This window comes from Luteimonas pelagia (assembly GCF_054776035.1).
Map to the genome: position 1 here is coordinate 684,901 of NZ_BAAHCG010000002.1, position 17,712 is coordinate 702,612.

Here is a 17,712-nt window from a genome sequence, read left to right on the forward strand (position 1 = left end):
CCCGGGGCATCAGGCCGCGAGCGGAAGCGCGGCCAGGGCGTCGATCCGGCCGCGTGCGCCTTCGATGGCCGCGGCCCGGTGTTCCGGCGACACCGCAAGTCCCTGCGCGGTCACGAACTCGACCGTGTCCACCCCGAGGAAGCCGAACAGGTGCCGCAGGTACGGCGCCACGAAGTCGCCCGCCGTCGCGTCGTGCACCCCGCCGTAGCTGGCGGCCACGATCACGCGCTTTCCCCCGGCCAGGCCTTCGGGGCCATCCTGGGTGTAGCGGAAGGTCCGGCCCGCCACGGCGATGCGGTCGATCCAGGCCTTGAGCTGGCTGGGGATCGAGAAGTTGTACATCGGGGCCGCGACCACGACGACGTCCGCGTCGAGGAACTCGCGGAGCACCGCCTCGTCGCGCGCGACCGCGTCCGGATCCGCCTTCGCCAGCGCGTGGCCGTCGAGGTGGGGGAGGGGGTCGGCGGCGAGGTCGCGATGCACGAGGCGCGCGCCCGGCGTGGACGCGACGAGCCGCGAGGCGATGGCGGCACCGAGGCCGCGGCTGGCGGACTGGTCGCCGAGGATGCTGCTGTCGAGCTGGAGGATATTCATGGGGTCCGACGTCCTGGGGCCGGCAAGCACCGGCGGGGACCCGTAGCGTGGGCGTTTACACGGATGGGATAAACATGCGGTAGCATCCCGCAGCGTTCCGGATGTGCAACGAATGGAGGCCGCCGATGCAGGACCTGAACGACCTGTACTACTTCGCCATGGTCGTCGAACACGGGGGCTTCGCGGCGGCGGAACGCGCCTCGGGCATCCCGAAGTCCCGCCTGAGCCGGCGGATCAGCCAGCTGGAGGCCGACATGGGCGTGCGCCTCCTGCAGCGATCCACGCGCCGCTTCGCGGTGACCGACGTCGGCAACGATGTGTTCCGCCACGTGCAGTCGATGCTTTCGGAGGCCCAGGCCGCGCGCGAGGCGGTGGACCGGTTGAGCGCGGAGCCGCGCGGCACCGTCCGCGTGTCGGTGCCCGTCGCGCTGGCGCAGCAGCAGATGCCGAGGCTGTTGCCCGACTTCCTCGCGCTGCATCCGCAGGTGCGCGTGCAGATGCACGTGGGCAACCGCCGCGTCGACCTCATCAACGAGGGGTTCGACGTCGCGCTCCGGGTGCGCACGCGGCTGGACGACGACGGCAGCCTCGTCATGCGCAGCTTCGGCCAGATCCAGGAACTGCTGGTGGCGAGCCCGGCCTACCTCGACCGGTCGGGCCGCCCGAAGCAGCCGGAGGACCTCGCCGACCACGTGACGCTGAGCATCGCCGAAGAGGACGCCCGGCAGCGCTGGGAACTGCACGGTCCCGATGGCGAGGTGCGGCGCGTCGAACTGCAGCCGCGGGTCGCGGGCTTCGACTTCCCGATGATGCAGGCGCTTGCGCGCGACGGCATCGGGATCACGCTGCTGCCGGAGACGGTGTGCGCCGCCGAAGTGCGCAGCGGCGCGCTCGAGGTCGTGCTGCCCGAGTGGCGCCTGCCGCAGGGGATCTGCCACGCGGTGTTCGCCTCGCGACGTGGCCTGCTGCCCGCCGTGCGCGCCTTCATCGACCATCTCGCCGAACGCATGCCACCGCTGCTCGAAGCGAACCGCCTCGATTGCACGGGACGCGGTCGCGCCGCATGATGCCGGATCCGCGTCCAACGCGGGATCGATGAACCGACACACAGGGGAGGAACAGGGGAATGACCAAGGGAATCTTGCGCGCGGCACTGCTCGCGGGCCTGCTGGCCGCGCCGGCCACGAACGCGATGGCGGCGGACACGACGGTCATCAGGGACATCAGCGGCCAGGACGTGGCCCGCATGGTCGAAGGCGCGGGCTATCGCGCGGAACTGGGCGAGGACGGCGTCGGCGACCCGATGATCACCAGTTCGGCGGCCGGCGCGAACTACTACATCTACATGTACGGCTGCGAAGACGGACGTTGCGATTCGCTCCAGTTCCGCGCCGGCTTCGACCTCGATGACGGCATCTCCGCCGCGCGGGTGAACGAGTGGAACCGCGAGCGCCGCTACGGCAAGGCGTGGATGGACGAGGAGAACGATCCGTGGATCGAACTGGACCTCGACCTGGAAGGCGGCGCGACCGGCGCGCAGGTCGTCTCCTATGTCGAACTCTGGGACACCCTGCTCGGGCAGTTCCAGACCTTCATCTACGCGGAGTAGCCGGGACGCGCCGCGCGGAGGGCCGCGCGGCGCTTCATCGATGGCGGAGAGAGTGGGATTCGAACCCACGGTGGTGTCGCCACCACGCCGGTTTTCAAGTGCGAAAACGGCCTGGAATCAGCAACTTGGGTCAACTAGAACCAGCAAGGAAATCAGTCAATTCCGCACCTGCCAATGACTGCCGATGGCGCCTGTTAAGGTGGGCACTGTCCCAAAAATGTCCCACGGGGGGAGTCTATGAGGCTCGTAACAGCGGCCACTGTTTCTGTTCTTCTAGCTTGGTCGGCACCTGCACACTCTTACAAGCCCGGCACTCTGGGATATCTAATCGACGGCTGTCGGGCCTTTGTGCAGGCGGGACGTGGAGAAGAGGTCACTCGGAAAACGTTCGCCGGGCTAACGTATTGCAATGGATACTTGGACGGGGTATCTAGCGGCAATATTGGATGGCGCGCGGCAGACCCAGACTCCTACGCTTCTTCCGGCCCGGGATTTTGTCTCCCCAGTGGGGGAACGATTCGTCAATTGGCCGAAGTTTCAGTGCATTGGGCAGATGCGCATCCCGAGATGCTCCACGAAGATGCGTACTCCGTGATTATTGGATGGGCGGAGGCATTTCCTTGTCCGTAAGGATCAGAGTTCTCTGGGGCTGAGTCGCTGGGTTGGCCTACTGCCCGCGCCTGCGCCGTGTTCCATCCTTGGGGCCGTCAGCAACGCGCGATCCCTGCCGCCTGGTAGGTCATCCAGACGCGAGGGGGCCGTAGGGATGCGGCTCTGCTGAACCACCACGACAGGGGGCCATATGCGGCTTGTTGTACTTTGCCTCGCGGCAGCAGTCGCGGGATGTAGCACCACGCAAGTTCACCGCAATCCGGGGCAAGGCTATTCCCCGACGCAGACCAGCCAGGTTGCGGTGTTCTACTCGGCGCCGCAGCGCCCCTATGAATCGCTTGGGATCGTCTCGGCCAAACGGTACAAGCCAGGTTGGAGCGATCCGACGGTCGCCGACTCGATCCCGCAACTCCGTGAGGCGGCCGCACAGCTCGGCGCGGATGGCGTCATTGTGTTGCAGTCGCAGGTAGCGCAGTCCCGCACGGTGAACGTGGAAGCTGAAGCGATCCGATTCACCGACACGCCTTAGGGACCGCGAAGCGACCTCTCCCCTAGCTTTCCCTGTAAGCGTTCACTATGTCGACAGTCAGCAATCTGGCCACAATTGGCGCCGTTATAACTCACACATGGGTAAAAGGGTTCGCACTCTTTGCGGTTGGATTCGCGGCCGGGGTTCTGTTCTTTGGCACACCCACGCATCCGTTATCGGTCGTCTTGGGAGTAGCGACTGCGTTTGGAACGCTTCTGACAGCTGCTGCTGCCGTTTATATCGCACACCGCGCCGAGCGCCGAGATGACAGGCTGAGATCTCACAGGGGGTCTGCGGCCGCCATGATCGTTGGCCCAACACTTCGCGAAATTATCGCGATCATCGCGAGCGTGCCCAGGATGAGGGACGCCGAAAACCGCTTGTCGCACAGGCAAATTGTCCAGCTCAGGAACGGGATCGCTGATATTGAAGATATCCTCTCTCCGCGAGTGCTGCCGCATGTACCGGACTTGGAGCCTATGCCGCTTCACCTCCTCGTTCTTGTTGACTCCGCACTGCGTCAAGTGCGCACACATACCGTGTATAGGTCGACTCCATTGACACCGCATGTCACCCAAGTTCACGGGGACGAGTTTGTCGAACGGTTTATTGGTATGCGGGATGTGTTGCTTATCGTTGCCAACGAGATGCATCGCATCAGTGGAGCGCCGGGGCCGCCGCCATGGGTAGCAGACTTTCCGGATATCGCCTAGCTCTTGCGCCTGCCTACGCGCCACGCTAATAGGCAGCCAATCTCGAACCCGGTGGGGCCGCGTTCCTGCACTGGCACTTCGCATGCTTCTCCAAGGTGAAGTCGGATGCCGAACGCTGACCCGACTAGAACGGGGTCGCAGACTAGACCACCTGCTCCCTTGCGGCATCGACTAATCGCTACAATCGGGGGGTAAAAGGGGGAATACCGATGAAGCACTTGCTCTTGTTGTTATCGATGCTCACCACAGGTGTCGCCCATGCGGTCGAGATCAAGGGCCTTACGCTCGGTCAGACGTACGACGTGCAGTCGTTAGCCAACATCTTTGGTAACGCAACTTGCCCGCCGGCGAGTGAAGGTGTGCTCGGCAGAGCGAGAGTTTTCAACTCGGTTCGTTGCCATGTTCCAATTTCTTACCTAGGGTTGAAGACGAGCGCAGACGTAGTGCTTTCCAGGGACTGGATGGTTCGGTCACTACAAATTTCGATACCGGCCGCTCGCATCACGGATGTCGAGGAGGTCTTGGCCGCCAAATATGGTGAGCCGTCACTACGACGTGGAGAGTTTGAGAGGATGGTCCCCGGCTTGAACGGGGGGGCCGAGCAGCCTCTGCTGGCGAGATGCAGTGTCTGGAATGAGGCCCAAGGCGCTCAAGTTAGGGTCTGCGAAGCGCCGGTAGTGCCGATCGGCCCCGGCGGACCCTACGTTGAGTATTCCCTCAGTCTATCGGCCCCGCTTGACGCGACAGACCTCTGAAAGCCGCGCAGTGTCCTAAGAGGAAGGTTAGGCGCGTGGGTACTGGGCGCCCTCAATCTTTATGCGTCAATAAAATACTCACTGAAGCGAAGGAGCCAACGATGGATTTTAGAGCCTTTGTCGCCATGTGTTGTCTATTCGCTGTCCCCTTGTCGGGAAAAGCAGAAGCATCTTCTGCTCTTCGCCTCGACGATCTAGTCGAATCTTGCCGGGTCATGAGCGGAGATATCAGTGAGCCCACTATCCTTGGCGAAGATTTTTGTTTGGGTTACATCTATGGATTCGGTGCACTGGAGAGCACGATTGATCTAATCGTCCCCGAAGCGAAGTGGGGCGAGAAGCATGGATGTATTCCGGAGGGCGTGACGCCCAAGCAACTTGCGAAGGTGATCGTCAAGTATGCAGATAGTCATCCAGAGAACCTGCATTTGTCACACCATATGGCGCTTGTCGGAATTTTCAGAGCATTCCCCTGCGAATCAGGATCGAATTGAAGAAAGCCCCCACGACCCCGAAGGGCCGCAGGGGCTGTCGCCCTTCCGGAGCTGGTGTGCGGCGAGCCGCACACCGCAGGACTAACGCTTACAGCTCAATGTCGCCGTAGATGACCGCGCCGGCCGCCATGACCATCAGGCCCGCGCGCAGCTCTGCGCGGAGGGTCGTCAGGTTGCGGGTGAAGTCGTCATTGACGTAGCCGGCCTCGACGGTCGGCGGGTCACGGTCGAGCACCACCACCTGCGACGGGTCGAGCACGATGAACTCGCCCTGCGCCAGGAACGGGCTGGTGACAACCGGGATGCCCCAGGTGCCGGACGCCGCGCCGCCAAACAGGTACATCCCATCCGCACCCTCGCGGGTGCGTTCGTGCTCGCCCCAAGTGATGGGGTTCACGATGACCAGGCCAGCACGCCAGCCCGCCGCCTCCAAGTTGGCCTTGGCCTTGGAAACCGCATCAGCCAGGTTGTCGCCAGAAGCCGCGACGTGCGCCGTATGGTTGCCGGCCAGCGTCAGGCCGCCGATGTTGCCGGTCGTGCCGTCGCCCAAAAGGATCTCGGCCTCCAGCTTGGCCAGCGCGCCGTACTGCATCAGAGAAGCCATCTGCGACCGCAGCGCCGGCTCGTCGGCCAGCACCTGATTAGACGCCTTCACGAAGTGCGCGATCTGCGCGATGTTGACCGTCGTTAGCGTGGTCGGCATCGCCGTTTCCGGCTTCGCGTCACCCTGCGCCAGCTGGTAGTCAGCGGCGGCCGTGTAGCCGTCCAGGCGGTTGAACGTGATGGTGTCCTTCGACACGCGCATGTGCGACAGCGCGTTCAGCACGCTCAGTCGGCGGCGCGGATCGTTGTAGACCCCCGCGAGGCGCTGGTCTTGCACGTTGTAAGGGTCGTCATTGCTCGAGCCGGCATCGCCCACCACGGCCTTGGCCAGCAGCTTCAAGCCGCCCTTGACCTCCACCTTGGCGTTGGTCGATCGGCCCGTCCGCAGCGCCTTGAACTCATCGCTGCCGATGGCCTCCATCAGCGGGTCGGCCGCCTTGCCGCGCACGGCATCGCTGCCGGCCGTTTCCATCTTCTGCGCGATATCGTCCAGCTCTCGGGACAGCTTGCCGTCGAGCGCCTTCAACTCACGCTCGAACTTCTCGCCATGCTCGCGCACGGCATCCAGAATCTCGTTGCTCATTTCGATTACCTTCGATTGTTTGTCAGGTCAGGCCCAGCAGTTGGCGGGCCTTGCTTACCGTCTCGGCGTCCGGCGCATCCTCTCGACGCTGCCCCGCATCCTCCCGATGCAGGACGGGCCAGGACTTGGCCGCCACGGCTTTTGCATCGCGCGCCCCAAGGCCCAGCGCCTCCCGCACCAGGGCCTCGTACTCGCGGATGGTGTTGCAGTCCCGTGCGCTCTTGACCTCGCGGACAACAGCGCCGGGGTTGGCGGGCACGCTCACCAGCGACACCTCGGCCAAGTCGATCTCCCGGATGAAGCGCACGCCCGAGCGCGTCTCGGTGCCTCCCTCCGGGACGGTGAATCCAATGGACATTCCCAGCGCGCCGGACTTGGCCAGCGCATGGGCGCGTTTCGCGTTGGACAGGGCCAGCACCAGCTCGCCCTCGACCTCCAAACCCTCGTCGGTTTCTGCGGCAGTCCGCAGCGCGCCGATGGGTTCGGCCTGGTCGTGCTGCCAAAGGATCGGCACCCGGGCACCACGGGCGGTCCACTCGGCCAGGGACTTGGCGAACGCGCCGCGCTCGATCACGTCCCCGTGCCGGTCCCGCTGCCAGGTGCTCGCCAAGCCCTTGAACGTGCCTTGCTCGACCACCGCGCGCTTCAGCTCGAATCGCATGGCATCCATCAGTGCACGCTCCCCACGTCCGCCTTGCCGGTCAGCGCCTCACGCGCTTCCTCGCGGCTCATCGGGCCTTGCATCCACCATTGCGTCGGCACGCCCGACACCACCAGCACGCGCACGCACCAGCCGGTCTCCGCGCACCACGTCCCGAGAATCTTCTGGCCGCTCACACGGCCCATGCCGTCCCGCAGTTCGGCCGCCTTGTCGGCAGACAGCAGCCCCATCGGGGCGATGTTCGTCACTCGCATGTGTCCCTCCCGGACATGAAAAAGCCCGCGCTAGGCAGGCTGGGATTCGATCTCTTGACGGACTCTCTCGGCCTCTCGCCAGGCCATTCCGCCGGCCGACTGTTCGCCGGCCAACTCTGCGAGGCTGTCCACCTCGCACGGGTGCACGCCCCACGGTGGGATGCCGTCGCGCTTGCGGAGCCGCATGGCCTCGGGCGACAGGTAGGGATGCTGGGGCACCTTCATGCTTCGTCCTCATACGCGGCACGGATCGCAGCAGCGCCGCGCTGGCCCGGCTTGCGGGCCTCGCTGCCAGCCTTGAGCCGGTCGAACCGGGACTGCGGGCAGACGCGCAGGCGGGCGGACAGGGCCACCATCGCGCGCTGCGCCTTTTCCTGCACCACGAGCCAGGGATTGGCCCGACCGTCGCGGACGTGGCCTTCCTGGTCGAGCACGCCGGCCGCACGTTGCGCGGTCGCCGCTGCCGTCGCGTACTCGGCCAACAGGGGAACGTCCGTGGCGGTGAAGTGATCCCGGCCCACGCTCGCCACCACCGCCTCAAAGACGGCGCGCGCCTCGCTCGACAGGTGGCCAGGCGGCCGAATACGGGTCTTGCCGATGTTGGTCACGGTCGCGGTCATGTCCTAAGAGCCAAGGTCAGTTGTGAAAGGTGAGGTTCGGTGGCGGTCGCGGAGCGAATCGCGGCGACTTTCGGACCCGCCTACCAGTCATCGCGCCCCAAGGGGTTGCCGTGCACGTCGCAGCCCAGCCGGACGCCCGTGCGTTCCTCGCGTTGCTTCGGGCCTGAGTGACATGACGCGCAGAGCGATTGCAGCGGGTTGTTCCAGAAGGCCAGCTCGTCGCCTCGATGCGGCTCGATGTGGTCGGCCACGCTCGCGGGTGTCATCCGGCCCATCTCTCGGCAGTAGCGGCACAGCGGCTCGACCTGGAGCTGATTGGCCCGCGTCCGTTTCCAGGCTGCGGTCTTGTACAGGTGGCTAAGGCTGTTGCCCTTCATCAGTAGCGTTGCCAGCTTCATCGGTCGGCCTCCTTGCCGGTTGTCGTGGATTGTTCCGCAGCGCCCATTGGTCGCGCCGCTCTTGCTTCTGCCCCTCGCGGACGCACAGGACAGCCGTGCACGTCCGCATCCGGCGCGTGTAGCGCCCGCAGGAAAGACACTCAGGCATGGGTTCCCCTGAAAGACGGACAGGCCGCGCGCTCCCCAGCGCTTAGGCGGCCATGTCGAAAGAGTCGCCGCCCGTATCGCGGGGCGGCTCGCGAGGAATCGCGGGGGGCGACTTACCTACCTCTATTTTCCCAGATTCGCCTTGTTTTCCCGTCCCGATTGCCTCGCGCATGGTGACCAGGTGGGGCGGGGTCAGCAGCTCGTCATCCGTGTATGTACGGCCCTCGGATCGCCGCCAGGTCGGCGACTCTCGATTGGCCGCTCGCGGGTCACACTCGGGGAAGGCGAATAGGAACGCGCCCATGTAGTGCTGCCAATAGACCCGCTCCAGCGTCCGCACCGCTAGGCGCATGTCGGACAGCTCGCGGAACTCCGCGCGCCGGATGCCCACCATGCGCGCCGCATCCTCCGTGGTCACGCCGCCAAGCCAATGCAAAGCCAGAAGGCGGTCGAGTAGGGCAGGCGCATCAACCGCCGCGCTCAAGGCCCTTTCAGCTGCCCATGCCACGGCAACGGGAATCGACCCTGTACTGGTACCTATTGTTAGGTGTCCACCAGATGGGCAAGGCGAACGGCCAAAGTCGGCACTACAGGCCCACGTCATGGACTAGTGCTCCCTTCCAAGCCCATCTCGTGGACACACTGAGTCCACCTGCTGGGCTTGTTGTTTCGGGACTAGTCCACCTGCTGGGCAAGGCTGGCGGGGGTTCGGCGTGTACGCGAACGGCGGGAACGTGTCGTCCCACGCGTTGCTCGACTGGGTCGTGGCGGGAACGTCGAGCCGCCTGCCTTCGATCCGATCCACCCGCCGGAACGAAAAGGCGAACAGGTTGGGGCGGTTCCTGCCCCCCTGCTGGGTGCGCTCGATGATGCGGAAGTGCTCCAGCTCCGCGACCGCTTTCGCAAGGGTCGTGCGCGAGTGCCAGCCACGTTCCCGCATCAGGGTCCAGGCGGCACACAGATACCCGTTGTTGTATCCCGAGTATTGCGTGGACAGGTCGGCGACCAGCTTGTGCGCCCACGGTGTCAGCCGTCGCCAGCTCTCGTGCCTGGTGAGCTGCACCGGCACGATGAACGCCATGCCGCCCTTAATGTCGGCCCAGCGCTCCCGGCCGGGCTTCCGATTGTTCTTTCCCATGTCGCCCCCCGGCGGTCAGCCTTGCGTCGGTCGTTGCCGCAGCAGGTCGTCTCGCATTCGGGCGACAGCGGTCCGCGCTTCGTGCAGCTCGCGCAGCAGCATGTCGGCCTTGTCGGGGTGCGGGCGGGCGCCCAGCTCGGCAAACATGCCGGCCAGGCGCTGACCACGCTCGGCGAGGACGCTTCTTCGTTGGGACAGGGTGGCCGCCACTTCTGCGCGAGTGCACGCACGCACGGTCATGCCTGCGCCCTCCGGTCGGTGGGGCGGAGGCCCGGGTTCTGTGCGCGGAGCCAATCGTCGAACGCATCCACGTCGATGTAGACGCGGCGGCCGATGCGGCACAGGGCGGAGTTGAGGCCGTTCTGGTCGGCCTTAAAGATCAACCAGCGAATTTGATCAAGCGATAGCGGCCCATCGGCCGCCAGCTGTGCGGGTGACTTGAGATCGCGCTTCACTGTTGTTGCTCACGTTTGGCCAATGGCCGGTGTGAGCAGGGTCGAGTAGGCGTGTCTGCATGTCAGGGCAAGGAAATGCCCTATTTCTTTCCCCTAGCTGACGCAGTCATTGACTTGACGGCATCACGCAAGTTCGAGAATCCCATATGACGTTCAATCTCAGCGCCATAGACAAGCCACACGTCATCCTGATGCTTTCGCCAATGAAGCTTTACCGCCTCTGGGCTCAAGTGACGCGCTTGCGCAACGCTGTCGATCGCGGACTCCACGCTGGGCGCATCGTTCTCGACGATCTCAATCATGACTTCAAGCGCGGACTGGACACCTTTCAGACCCGAATCCGGGCGCCCCCTTCCTGTCTTTCCAGCTATCGCGCGACACAAGGCGGGAGACTCCGCGATTCGGGCCAGAGCGATCCCCAGCCACATGCGATAAGACGCTCGCAGCGGCTCCTCGTGGACGATGCAGCTCCCGATTACCTTGGCGACCATAGGAACAAGGGATGCGTCGCCTCGGACAGACTCCCTGACCATCGACGCGAAGAGAGCTTCCTCGCCCTCAAGCTCAAGGTCTTCTCTGTTTGCTCTACTTCCCAAGGTTATTTGGTCAGCCATAGGTCTTCCCGCGCCCCTAAGAAGTCCCGCGCCAGGCCGGTAGGGTTCCGGCTGTTCGCTCCGTCGAGCTAGGCGCGGGGTGCTAGTTGAGGAACTTCTCCGCCATCCGATCGACTGCGGCGGTCGTGTGCTGCTCACTCAGATGGGAGTAGCGCTTCACCATCGCCAGCGTCTTGTGGCCAAGGATCGCGGCGATATCCATCAGGCTGGCCCCGCTCATCGCCAGGTAGGACGCGGCGGAATGGCGCAGGTCATGGAAGCGCACGTCCGGCAGCTCGGCCTTGGCTCTTGCCGCCTGCCATGCGTTGTCGATTGTTGCGGGGGGGTAGGGGAAGACTTCGGCGACGGGCAGGCGGGCTTTGCGCCACGCCTTCAATGCCTCGACCGCAGGGGTGGCCAGCGGGACCGTCCGGGTTTCGCCGTTCTTGGTGTCGCGGAAGGTGACGCGGCGATGGGTCAGGTCCACGTCGCGCCACAGCAGCCCCAGAAGCTCGCCCTTGCGCGCCCCGGTGGCGAGGGCGGCCGTCACCAGTGGGAACAGGGCAGGGCACGGGGACGCCTCACAGGCCGCCAGAATGGCCTTCCGTTCCGGTGGGGACAGGAAGCGCTCGCGGCCCTTGGAATCGGGCATGCGGGTGACGTTGGGGATGGGGTTCTTCGGGAGCCAGCCGTATTCCTTGACCGCCACGCGCATGACGGCGGACAGGGCGGTGATGCGGCGGTTGATCGTGGCCCCGGAACGCGGCTTGCCACCGCGCGCAGGCTCGACCGCGAGCTGGTCGCGGACCTCGGCGATGGTGGCCGGCGTGATGCCTGCCAGCGGGCGGTCGCCCAGCCGGTCACGCCACCACAGCAGGATTCGTGTCTGCTCGGCCGCGTTCTTCTGGTGCTTGGACTGCGGGAGCGTGACCGTCAGGTATCGGTCGATAGCGTCGGCCAGGGTGCGCCGCCTCGCCTCGGAAGACGGAACGTGGTCGCCCACGTCGAGCTTGTGCTCGATCCCGCGTGCCCATTCCTCGGCGTCCTGCTTTCGCTTGAACGTCTTTGTGAGCCACGGACCGGTGGCGCGACGTACTCGGACGCGCCAAGTCGCCTTTCCGGTCTTTCCTACGCGCTTCTCGATGGTGGCCATCGAGTGTCCCAAAGTGTCCCAATTGGGCCGACCTTGGCACGGGTCCAGGCACGGCGCAAGTGCCTAAACCATTGAATATGGCGGAGAGAGTGGGATTCGAACCCACGGTGGTGTCGCCACCACGCCGGTTTTCAAGACCGGTGCCTTAAACCGCTCGGCCATCTCTCCATGCGGGGGGCATTGTAGCCACGCATGTGGCGCCTCCGCGGTTGTTGCGCGCGCCCGCGTGAAGTAGGCTCGCCGCCCGGAACGGTCCATGGAGGACCGTGGGGGATCCAGGGATGAAGATCCAGGTATTCATGGTCGAGGACCATGCACTCGTGCGCGACGGCCTCCGGTTGGTGCTCGCCGACGCGCCCGACATCGAGCTCGTCGGCGAGGCGGGCACGGGCGAGGAGGCGCTGCCGGCGATCCGCAGGCTCGTGCCCGACGTCGTGCTGTGCGACCTGCACCTGCCGGGCATCAGCGGCCTCGAAGTGACCGAACGACTCGTGCGCGCGGGCGTCGGCGGGCCGCGCGTGCTCATCGTTTCGATGCTGGAGGACGGCCCGCTGCCGCGCCGCCTCATCGAGGCCGGCGCGCTCGGCTACGTCGGCAAGGGCGGGGATGCCGCGGAGCTCGTGCGTGCGGTCCGTGACGTGGCGCGCGGCCGGCGCTACCTGTCGGCGGGCATTGCGCGGCACATGGCGCTGGCGGGGATCGACGGCGGCGACACCGGGTTCGACCGGCTTTCGCCGCGCGAACTGGAGGTCGCCATGCTGCTGGTGCGCGGCCTGCGCCAGGAGGACATCGCGCGTCGGCTGTGCTTGAGCGCGAAGACCGTCAACACGCACAAGTCACGGCTGTTCGAGAAGCTCGGCGTCACGAACACCGTGGCATTGGCGCGACTGGCAAGCCAGCACGGACTCGTCGAGCCCGCGCTGGCGTTCTGACCCGAGGCGATGCGGACCCCGCGGCGTTCGCCGCGGGGTCCGCGATGCCGGATTACGGACGGGGCGCCGTGTCCCGCGCGTCGCCTTGCACGGAAGCCGACCGCGAGGGATCGCGAGCGTCATCGGACGCCGCATCGCCGTCGCTGTCTTCTTCGCCATCGCCATCGCCATCGCCGCCGAGCGAACGCGCGGCGTCGTCCGCGGGCGAGGCGGGCAGGGCGTCGAACAGGCCGGGCGTCGCGACCCCTTCGCCCGTCGTCGCGGCAGCCGCCGGTTGCGCGGGCATGGCGTCGTCCGTCCGGGCCGTTTCCGGCCGCGCGGGTTCAATGGCGGGCACGACGGCCGGCGCCGGCGAAGCGTCGATCGAAGCGTCCGGCGTCGCGGTCTCGCCGGTGCGCGTGTCCGTGGCGCCGGCGGGTTCCGAGCCCGTGGCGTCGGTCGATGGGCCCGGCATGACGTCATCGGAGGCGGCTGCCGGAGCAGGGGTCCCTTGCGTGGGATCTGTGGCTTCCGGCGTCACGACCGACAGCGCGTCGACGGCCGAGGCGGCGAGCGCCGCCGTGCGTGCGACTTCGTCCGCCCTGGGCCCTACGGCAGTGGCGGGGGACTGCTGCGGCGCCGTGCCCGACGCCCGGGCCGCCGGCGCGGGTGCGCCCTCGTCGTCGAAGTCGAACTCGGGCTGTGAGCGGTCCGCCGGCGCCAGTGCACCGGCGTCCTCGGTCGCGACGTCGGTCGCGGCGTCGATCTCACCGCCATTGCCGTCCGCACCCCCGCGACGACGACGACGGCCACCCCGGCGACCGCGGCGACGGCGCGACTTGCCACCCGCGTCGTCGGCGGCATCGTGCTCCGCTGCCTGCGGCGCGGCATCGGCCGGCATGGCGGCGGCGTCCTTCGGTTCGGTCTTCACGGGCTCCTGCTGCGCCTGGTGGCGCTTGGCCGCCTCGTCGGCAGCCGGCGTCGTGGCGACGGCCGCTGCCGTGGCCGGCGCAGCCTCGGCGCGCTCCTGCTTCTGGCCCTTCTGGCGCGCCGGCTTCTGGCGGCCCTGGGCGGCCTTGTCGTTCTCGCGCGACGCCTCGTTGTCCGCGCGCTCGGCCCGCTCCGGGCGTTCGCGGCGCGGCTTCGGGGCGTTCTCCTGGCGCGCCTCGTCGCGACCACGGCCCTGCTTGTTGCGGCCGCCGCGCTCGTTCCGCTCGCCACGGCCACCGCGGTTGCCACCGCCATTGCGACCGCCGCGGTCCCGATCCTGCCGGCCATTGCCGGAGGAGGGCGCGCGCTCGCGGCGGGCGTCGCCCTCGCGGGTCTCCCGGTCCCCGGAGCCTGCCGGCGCGGGCGTACGGAAGAAGCCGAGGATCCGGTCGATCAGGCCGACCGAGGGGACGGGCACCGGCACGGGCACGGTCGCGACCGGCGGCGCTTCCACCGGCGCCTCGTCAGGCACTTCCCGTGCCGGCGCGGGACGGGGGGGCTGGACGCGGGTGACCGCGGGAAGGTCGGGGATGTTGAGGTGGGCACGCGTCAGCGAGTGCGTCGCGAGCTTGCGCGGGGTGCCGCGCTGGTAGCTCGGCTTGCCGGTCTCCTCGCCGAGCTCGTTCTCGCGAATGCGGGTGACCTCGTAGTGCGGCGTCTCGAGCTGGTCGTCGGCGACGATGACGATCGGCGCGTCGTGGCGGGTCTCGATCTCCGCGAGGGCCGAACGCTTCTCGTTGAGCAGGAAATTCGCGATCTCCACCGGCGCCTGCACCAGCACCTGGCCGGTGTTGTCCTTCATCGCGTGCTCCTCGGCGACGCGCAGGATGGACAGCGACAGCGACTCGACGCTGCGCATGCGGCCGTGGCCCTCGCAGCGCGGACAGACGATCTGGCTGGCCTCGCCCAGGCTCGGGCGCAGGCGCTGGCGGCTCATCTCGAGCAGGCCGAAGCGCGAGATGCGGCCGATCTGGACGCGGGCGCGGTCGTGGCGCAGCGCCTGCGACAGCCGGTTCTCGACATCGCGCTGGTGCTTGTTCGACGACATGTCGATGAAGTCGATCACCACCAGGCCGCCGAGGTCGCGCAGGCGCAGCTGGCGGGCGACTTCCTCCGCCGCCTCCAGGTTGGTGTGGAACGCCGTCTCCTCGATGTCGCCGCCGCGCGTGGCGCGGGCGGAGTTCACGTCCACCGAGGTCAGCGCCTCGGTCTGGTCGATCACCAGCGCGCCGCCGGAGGGCAGGCGCACCTCGCGCTCGTAGGCACTCTCGATCTGGGACTCGATCTGGAAGCGGTTGAACAGCGGGACGTCGTCCGTGTAGTGCTTGAGCTTGCGCAGGTTGTGCGGCATCACCTGCTCGACGAACTCGCGCGCCTCGGCGTACATCTCCTCGGTGTCGACCAGGATCTCGCCGATGTCCGGGCGCATGTAGTCGCGCAGGGCGCGCACGATCAGGCGCGACTCCTGGTAGATCAGGAACGGGGCGGGCTTGCTCAATGCGGCCTCGGCGACCGACTTCCAGACCTGGAGCAGGTAGTCCAGGTCCCACTGGAGCTCTTCCGCATCGCGGCCGACGCCGGCGGTGCGGATGATCACGCCCATGTCGTCCGGGATCTGCAGCGCGTCCATCGCGCGCTTGAGCTCGGCGCGGTCCTCGCCCTCGATGCGGCGCGAGACGCCGCCGGCGCTGGGCGAGTTGGGCATCAGCACCATGTAGCGGCCGGCCAGCGAGATGAACGTGGTCAGTGCGGCGCCCTTGTTGCCGCGCTCCTCCTTCTCGACCTGGACGACGACTTCCTGGCCTTCCCGCAGCAGTTCGCGGATCGAGCCCTTGTTCGGGTCGACGCCGGACTGGAAGTAGTCGCGGGAGATTTCCTTCAGCGGGAGGAAGCCGTGGCGCTCGCCGCCGTACTCGACGAACGCGGCCTCGAGCGAGGGCTCGAGCCGCGTGATCTTGCCCTTGTAGATGTTGGACTTCTTCTGTTCGCGGGACGGCTGTTCGATGTCGATGTCGTACAGCGTCTGTCCGTCGACGATCGCGACGCGCAGTTCCTCTGCCTGCGTCGCGTTGATGAGCATGCGCTTCATTGTCTGCGTTCCTCGCGCGCTCGGCTTCCCTCCGGCATCCCTCGGGGAAGTGCACGCGGCAACGCCATCGGCGTTTCGCCTCTGGAGACCGCCGGCCGGTGGCGCGCATGGCGCGCCGCGGGCCCTTCGTGTTCCAGCGCTACGACACCACGGCGGGCCGCGGGAGCGCTCAATCTGTTCCGTGTTGTGGGCCGTCGGCACCACGGCAGGGCCGGGTACCGCAGGTTCGTGTCCAGCTCGGCGGTCTTCCGCCAGGCGATGGCCGGGCCGACGGGCGAACCGCTACCATGGCCGCCGCGGCGGCGTGGGTGGCAGGCGCTCCGGGATCGCGGGTGCGGGCCCGGGGCCCGGCGACAACTCCCAGCGAATCAAACCCTTATCTCGCGTCGCGAGTGTATCAGATCAGGCCCGTGGAATGACCCGTCCCGACCCGCCCCAGACCGGGGCCCGGGTGGTGGCCGTGCCCGACGACCGGGCCGGCCAGCGCCTCGACAATTTCCTGCTCGGCCAGCTCAAGGGTGCCCCCCGCTCGCTGGTCTACAAGCTTGTCCGGTCCGGGCAGGTGCGCGTGAATGGTGGCCGCGCCAAGGCCGACCGGCGCCTGGAGGCCGGGGACGAGGTCCGGATCCCGCCCGTCCGCCTCGGCGAAACGGGGCCGGCGGGAAGCCCCTCCAAGGGGCTGCTGGCGGCGATGGAGGCCGCCATCGTCCACGAGGACGCGCGCCTTCTGGCGATCTGCAAGCCGTCCGGGGTGGCCAGCCATGGCGGCAGCGGGATCTCCTTCGGCGCGATCGAGACCCTCCGGGCCCTGCGCCCGCGCGATACGCTCGAGCTGGTCCACCGGCTGGACCGCGACACGTCGGGCCTGCTGCTGGTCGCGAAGAAGCGCTCGGCGCTGGCCGAACTCCAGGCATTGATGCGCGGGGAAGGCGAGGGCGGCATCCACAAGCAGTACCTCGCGCTGCAGCTCGGACGGATGCCCGACGGGACGATGAGCGTCGACGCGCCCCTCGATGTGGGCATGCGCAGCGGCGGCGAGCGCCGCGTGCAGGTCGGCGACCGGGGCAAGCCCTCGCTGAGCCACTTCAGGGTGCTGGAGCGGCGCGGCCGGCATTCGTATTGCGAGGTCCGGATCGACACCGGCCGGACCCACCAGATCCGCGTGCACGCGGCGCACATCGGGCATCCGGTCGCGGGCGACGACAAGTACGGCGACCCGGACGCGAACCGGCGCCTGCGAGAACGCGCGGGCCTGCGACGGCTGTTCCTGCACGCCGCCTCGCTCGAGTTCGCGCTCGATGGCGGGACGTCGCCCTACCTGCTCAACGCGCCGCTGACGCCGGACCTCGCCGAAGTGCTCGATCGGCTCGCCTGAACGCTGTCAGCCGGCGTAGTCCTGGCAGCGCGCGTCACCCGCCGGGGGCGGCCGGAACGTGATCGGTACCTGCACCGTGGCCTGCACGGGTTGGCCGTTGGCAGTGGCGGGGCGGAACTTCCACGACTGCACGGCCTCGAGCGCGAGCTGGTCGAGTTCGGGCACGCCGCTGCGCGTCTGCAGCGTGGCGCGCACGGGCCGGCCGTCCGTGCCGACCACCAGTTGCAGTTCGACCTTGCCGCCGATCTCCGCGCACGCCAGCGAAACGGGGTACTCGGGCACGGGCGTATCCACGGCCACGACCTGCGTGGGTGGCGGCGGCAGCGGCTGCGGTTCGCCACCACCGCAGGCGGCGGTGAGCGCGACGGCGGCGGCCAGGACGGCGGCCCGCCGTGCGGCCTGCAGGTGTCGAAGGTTCGGGTTCGGAACGCGCATG

22 protein-coding genes and 1 tRNA gene are annotated in these 17,712 nt (G+C 67.3%); 7 read left to right on the forward strand and 16 right to left on the reverse strand.

The window, feature by feature from the left end; all coding sequences use genetic code 11:
• Positions 1–9: 9 nt before the first annotated feature.
• A complete protein-coding gene (locus ACYU7H_RS08430; RefSeq protein ID WP_460813822.1) occupies positions 10–594 on the reverse strand; it encodes an FMN-dependent NADH-azoreductase in 585 nt (194 codons plus the stop codon).
• 125 nt (positions 595–719) lie between these two features.
• Here ACYU7H_RS08430 and ACYU7H_RS08435 point away from each other — a divergent pair, with 125 nt between their 5' ends.
• From ACYU7H_RS08435 to ACYU7H_RS08455, 5 genes are all read left to right on the forward strand, one after another.
• Positions 720–1,661 carry a LysR family transcriptional regulator gene (locus ACYU7H_RS08435; protein ID WP_460813823.1) on the forward strand — a complete coding sequence of 314 codons (942 nt, stop codon included), beginning with the start codon at positions 720–722 and terminating at the stop codon, positions 1,659–1,661.
• Positions 1,662–1,720: 59 nt separating this feature from the next.
• Positions 1,721–2,203 carry a YbjN domain-containing protein gene (locus ACYU7H_RS08440; RefSeq protein WP_460813824.1) on the forward strand — a complete coding sequence of 161 codons (483 nt, stop codon included), beginning with the start codon at positions 1,721–1,723 and terminating at the stop codon, positions 2,201–2,203.
• 237 nt (positions 2,204–2,440) lie between these two features.
• The gene (locus tag ACYU7H_RS08445) at positions 2,441–2,833 is read left to right on the forward strand and encodes a Rap1a/Tai family immunity protein (RefSeq protein WP_460813826.1); all 393 of its coding nucleotides are present in this window, start codon (positions 2,441–2,443) and stop codon (positions 2,831–2,833) included.
• A gap of 283 nt (positions 2,834–3,116) precedes the next feature.
• A complete protein-coding gene (locus tag ACYU7H_RS08450; RefSeq protein WP_460813828.1) occupies positions 3,117–3,344 on the forward strand; it encodes a hypothetical protein in 228 nt (75 codons plus the stop codon).
• A gap of 1,569 nt (positions 3,345–4,913) precedes the next feature.
• Complete coding sequence (locus ACYU7H_RS08455) at positions 4,914–5,306, forward strand: Rap1a/Tai family immunity protein (protein ID WP_460813829.1); 393 nt, start codon at positions 4,914–4,916, stop codon at positions 5,304–5,306.
• Positions 5,307–5,394: 88 nt separating this feature from the next.
• On the opposite strand, the gene ACYU7H_RS08460 is transcribed toward ACYU7H_RS08455, so the two are convergent.
• The 13 genes from ACYU7H_RS08460 to ACYU7H_RS08520 all read right to left on the reverse strand — a co-directional run bounded on the left by ACYU7H_RS08460 (position 5,395) and on the right by ACYU7H_RS08520 (position 12,079).
• The gene (locus tag ACYU7H_RS08460; RefSeq protein ID WP_460813830.1) at positions 5,395–6,492 is read right to left on the reverse strand and encodes a phage major capsid protein; all 1,098 of its coding nucleotides are present in this window, start codon (positions 6,490–6,492) and stop codon (positions 5,395–5,397) included.
• 22 nt (positions 6,493–6,514) lie between these two features.
• Positions 6,515–7,153: an HK97 family phage prohead protease gene (locus ACYU7H_RS08465; RefSeq protein WP_460813832.1), complete on the reverse strand. Its 639-nt coding sequence runs from the start codon at positions 7,151–7,153 to the stop codon at positions 6,515–6,517.
• Positions 7,154–7,161: 8 nt separating this feature from the next.
• Positions 7,162–7,407 (reverse strand): hypothetical protein, encoded by a 246-nt coding sequence (locus ACYU7H_RS08470; protein WP_460813834.1) that lies wholly within the window; start codon positions 7,405–7,407, stop codon positions 7,162–7,164.
• Positions 7,408–7,437: 30 nt separating this feature from the next.
• Positions 7,438–7,632 (reverse strand): hypothetical protein, encoded by a 195-nt coding sequence (locus tag ACYU7H_RS08475; RefSeq protein ID WP_460813835.1) that lies wholly within the window; start codon positions 7,630–7,632, stop codon positions 7,438–7,440.
• A complete protein-coding gene (locus ACYU7H_RS08480) occupies positions 7,629–8,027 on the reverse strand; it encodes a P27 family phage terminase small subunit (protein WP_460813836.1) in 399 nt (132 codons plus the stop codon). Before ACYU7H_RS08480 ends, ACYU7H_RS08475 begins: the two co-directional genes overlap by 4 nt.
• A gap of 80 nt (positions 8,028–8,107) precedes the next feature.
• Positions 8,108–8,425 carry an HNH endonuclease gene (locus ACYU7H_RS08485; RefSeq protein ID WP_460813838.1) on the reverse strand — a complete coding sequence of 106 codons (318 nt, stop codon included), beginning with the start codon at positions 8,423–8,425 and terminating at the stop codon, positions 8,108–8,110.
• A 190-nt stretch (positions 8,426–8,615) separates the two neighbouring features.
• Entirely contained in the window at positions 8,616–9,056 is a 441-nt protein-coding gene (locus ACYU7H_RS08490; RefSeq protein ID WP_460813839.1) for a hypothetical protein, read from the reverse strand.
• A 123-nt stretch (positions 9,057–9,179) separates the two neighbouring features.
• Positions 9,180–9,710 (reverse strand): hypothetical protein, encoded by a 531-nt coding sequence (locus ACYU7H_RS08495; protein ID WP_460813841.1) that lies wholly within the window; start codon positions 9,708–9,710, stop codon positions 9,180–9,182.
• A gap of 15 nt (positions 9,711–9,725) precedes the next feature.
• Positions 9,726–9,950 carry a hypothetical protein gene (locus ACYU7H_RS08500; RefSeq protein WP_460813842.1) on the reverse strand — a complete coding sequence of 75 codons (225 nt, stop codon included), beginning with the start codon at positions 9,948–9,950 and terminating at the stop codon, positions 9,726–9,728.
• Complete coding sequence (locus ACYU7H_RS08505) at positions 9,947–10,165, reverse strand: DNA-binding protein (RefSeq protein ID WP_460813844.1); 219 nt, start codon at positions 10,163–10,165, stop codon at positions 9,947–9,949. The genes ACYU7H_RS08500 and ACYU7H_RS08505 overlap by 4 nt, the downstream gene beginning before the upstream one ends.
• Positions 10,166–10,245: 80 nt before the next feature.
• Entirely contained in the window at positions 10,246–10,467 is a 222-nt protein-coding gene (locus ACYU7H_RS08510; protein ID WP_460813845.1) for a hypothetical protein, read from the reverse strand.
• A 394-nt stretch (positions 10,468–10,861) separates the two neighbouring features.
• The gene (locus tag ACYU7H_RS08515; RefSeq protein WP_460813846.1) at positions 10,862–11,911 is read right to left on the reverse strand and encodes a tyrosine-type recombinase/integrase; all 1,050 of its coding nucleotides are present in this window, start codon (positions 11,909–11,911) and stop codon (positions 10,862–10,864) included.
• A 78-nt stretch (positions 11,912–11,989) separates the two neighbouring features.
• A tRNA-Ser gene (locus ACYU7H_RS08520) sits at positions 11,990–12,079 on the reverse strand.
• A 113-nt stretch (positions 12,080–12,192) separates the two neighbouring features.
• Here ACYU7H_RS08520 and ACYU7H_RS08525 point away from each other — a divergent pair.
• Entirely contained in the window at positions 12,193–12,843 is a 651-nt protein-coding gene (locus tag ACYU7H_RS08525) for a response regulator (protein ID WP_460813848.1), read from the forward strand.
• Positions 12,844–12,895: 52 nt separating this feature from the next.
• Here ACYU7H_RS08525 and ACYU7H_RS08530 read toward each other — a convergent pair whose 3' ends face one another.
• Positions 12,896–15,901, reverse strand: coding sequence for an Rne/Rng family ribonuclease (locus tag ACYU7H_RS08530; protein WP_460813849.1), 3,006 nt, complete (start codon positions 15,899–15,901; stop codon positions 12,896–12,898).
• Positions 15,902–16,316: 415 nt separating this feature from the next.
• Here ACYU7H_RS08530 and ACYU7H_RS08535 point away from each other — a divergent pair, with 415 nt between their 5' ends.
• Positions 16,317–17,276 carry an RluA family pseudouridine synthase gene (locus ACYU7H_RS08535; RefSeq protein ID WP_460813851.1) on the forward strand — a complete coding sequence of 320 codons (960 nt, stop codon included), beginning with the start codon at positions 16,317–16,319 and terminating at the stop codon, positions 17,274–17,276.
• A 6-nt stretch (positions 17,277–17,282) separates the two neighbouring features.
• Here the strand turns inward: ACYU7H_RS08535 and ACYU7H_RS08540 are convergent, their stop codons facing one another.
• Positions 17,283–17,711 carry an energy transducer TonB gene (locus ACYU7H_RS08540; protein ID WP_460813852.1) on the reverse strand — a complete coding sequence of 143 codons (429 nt, stop codon included), beginning with the start codon at positions 17,709–17,711 and terminating at the stop codon, positions 17,283–17,285.
• Between the last annotated feature and the right edge of the window lies 1 nt (position 17,712).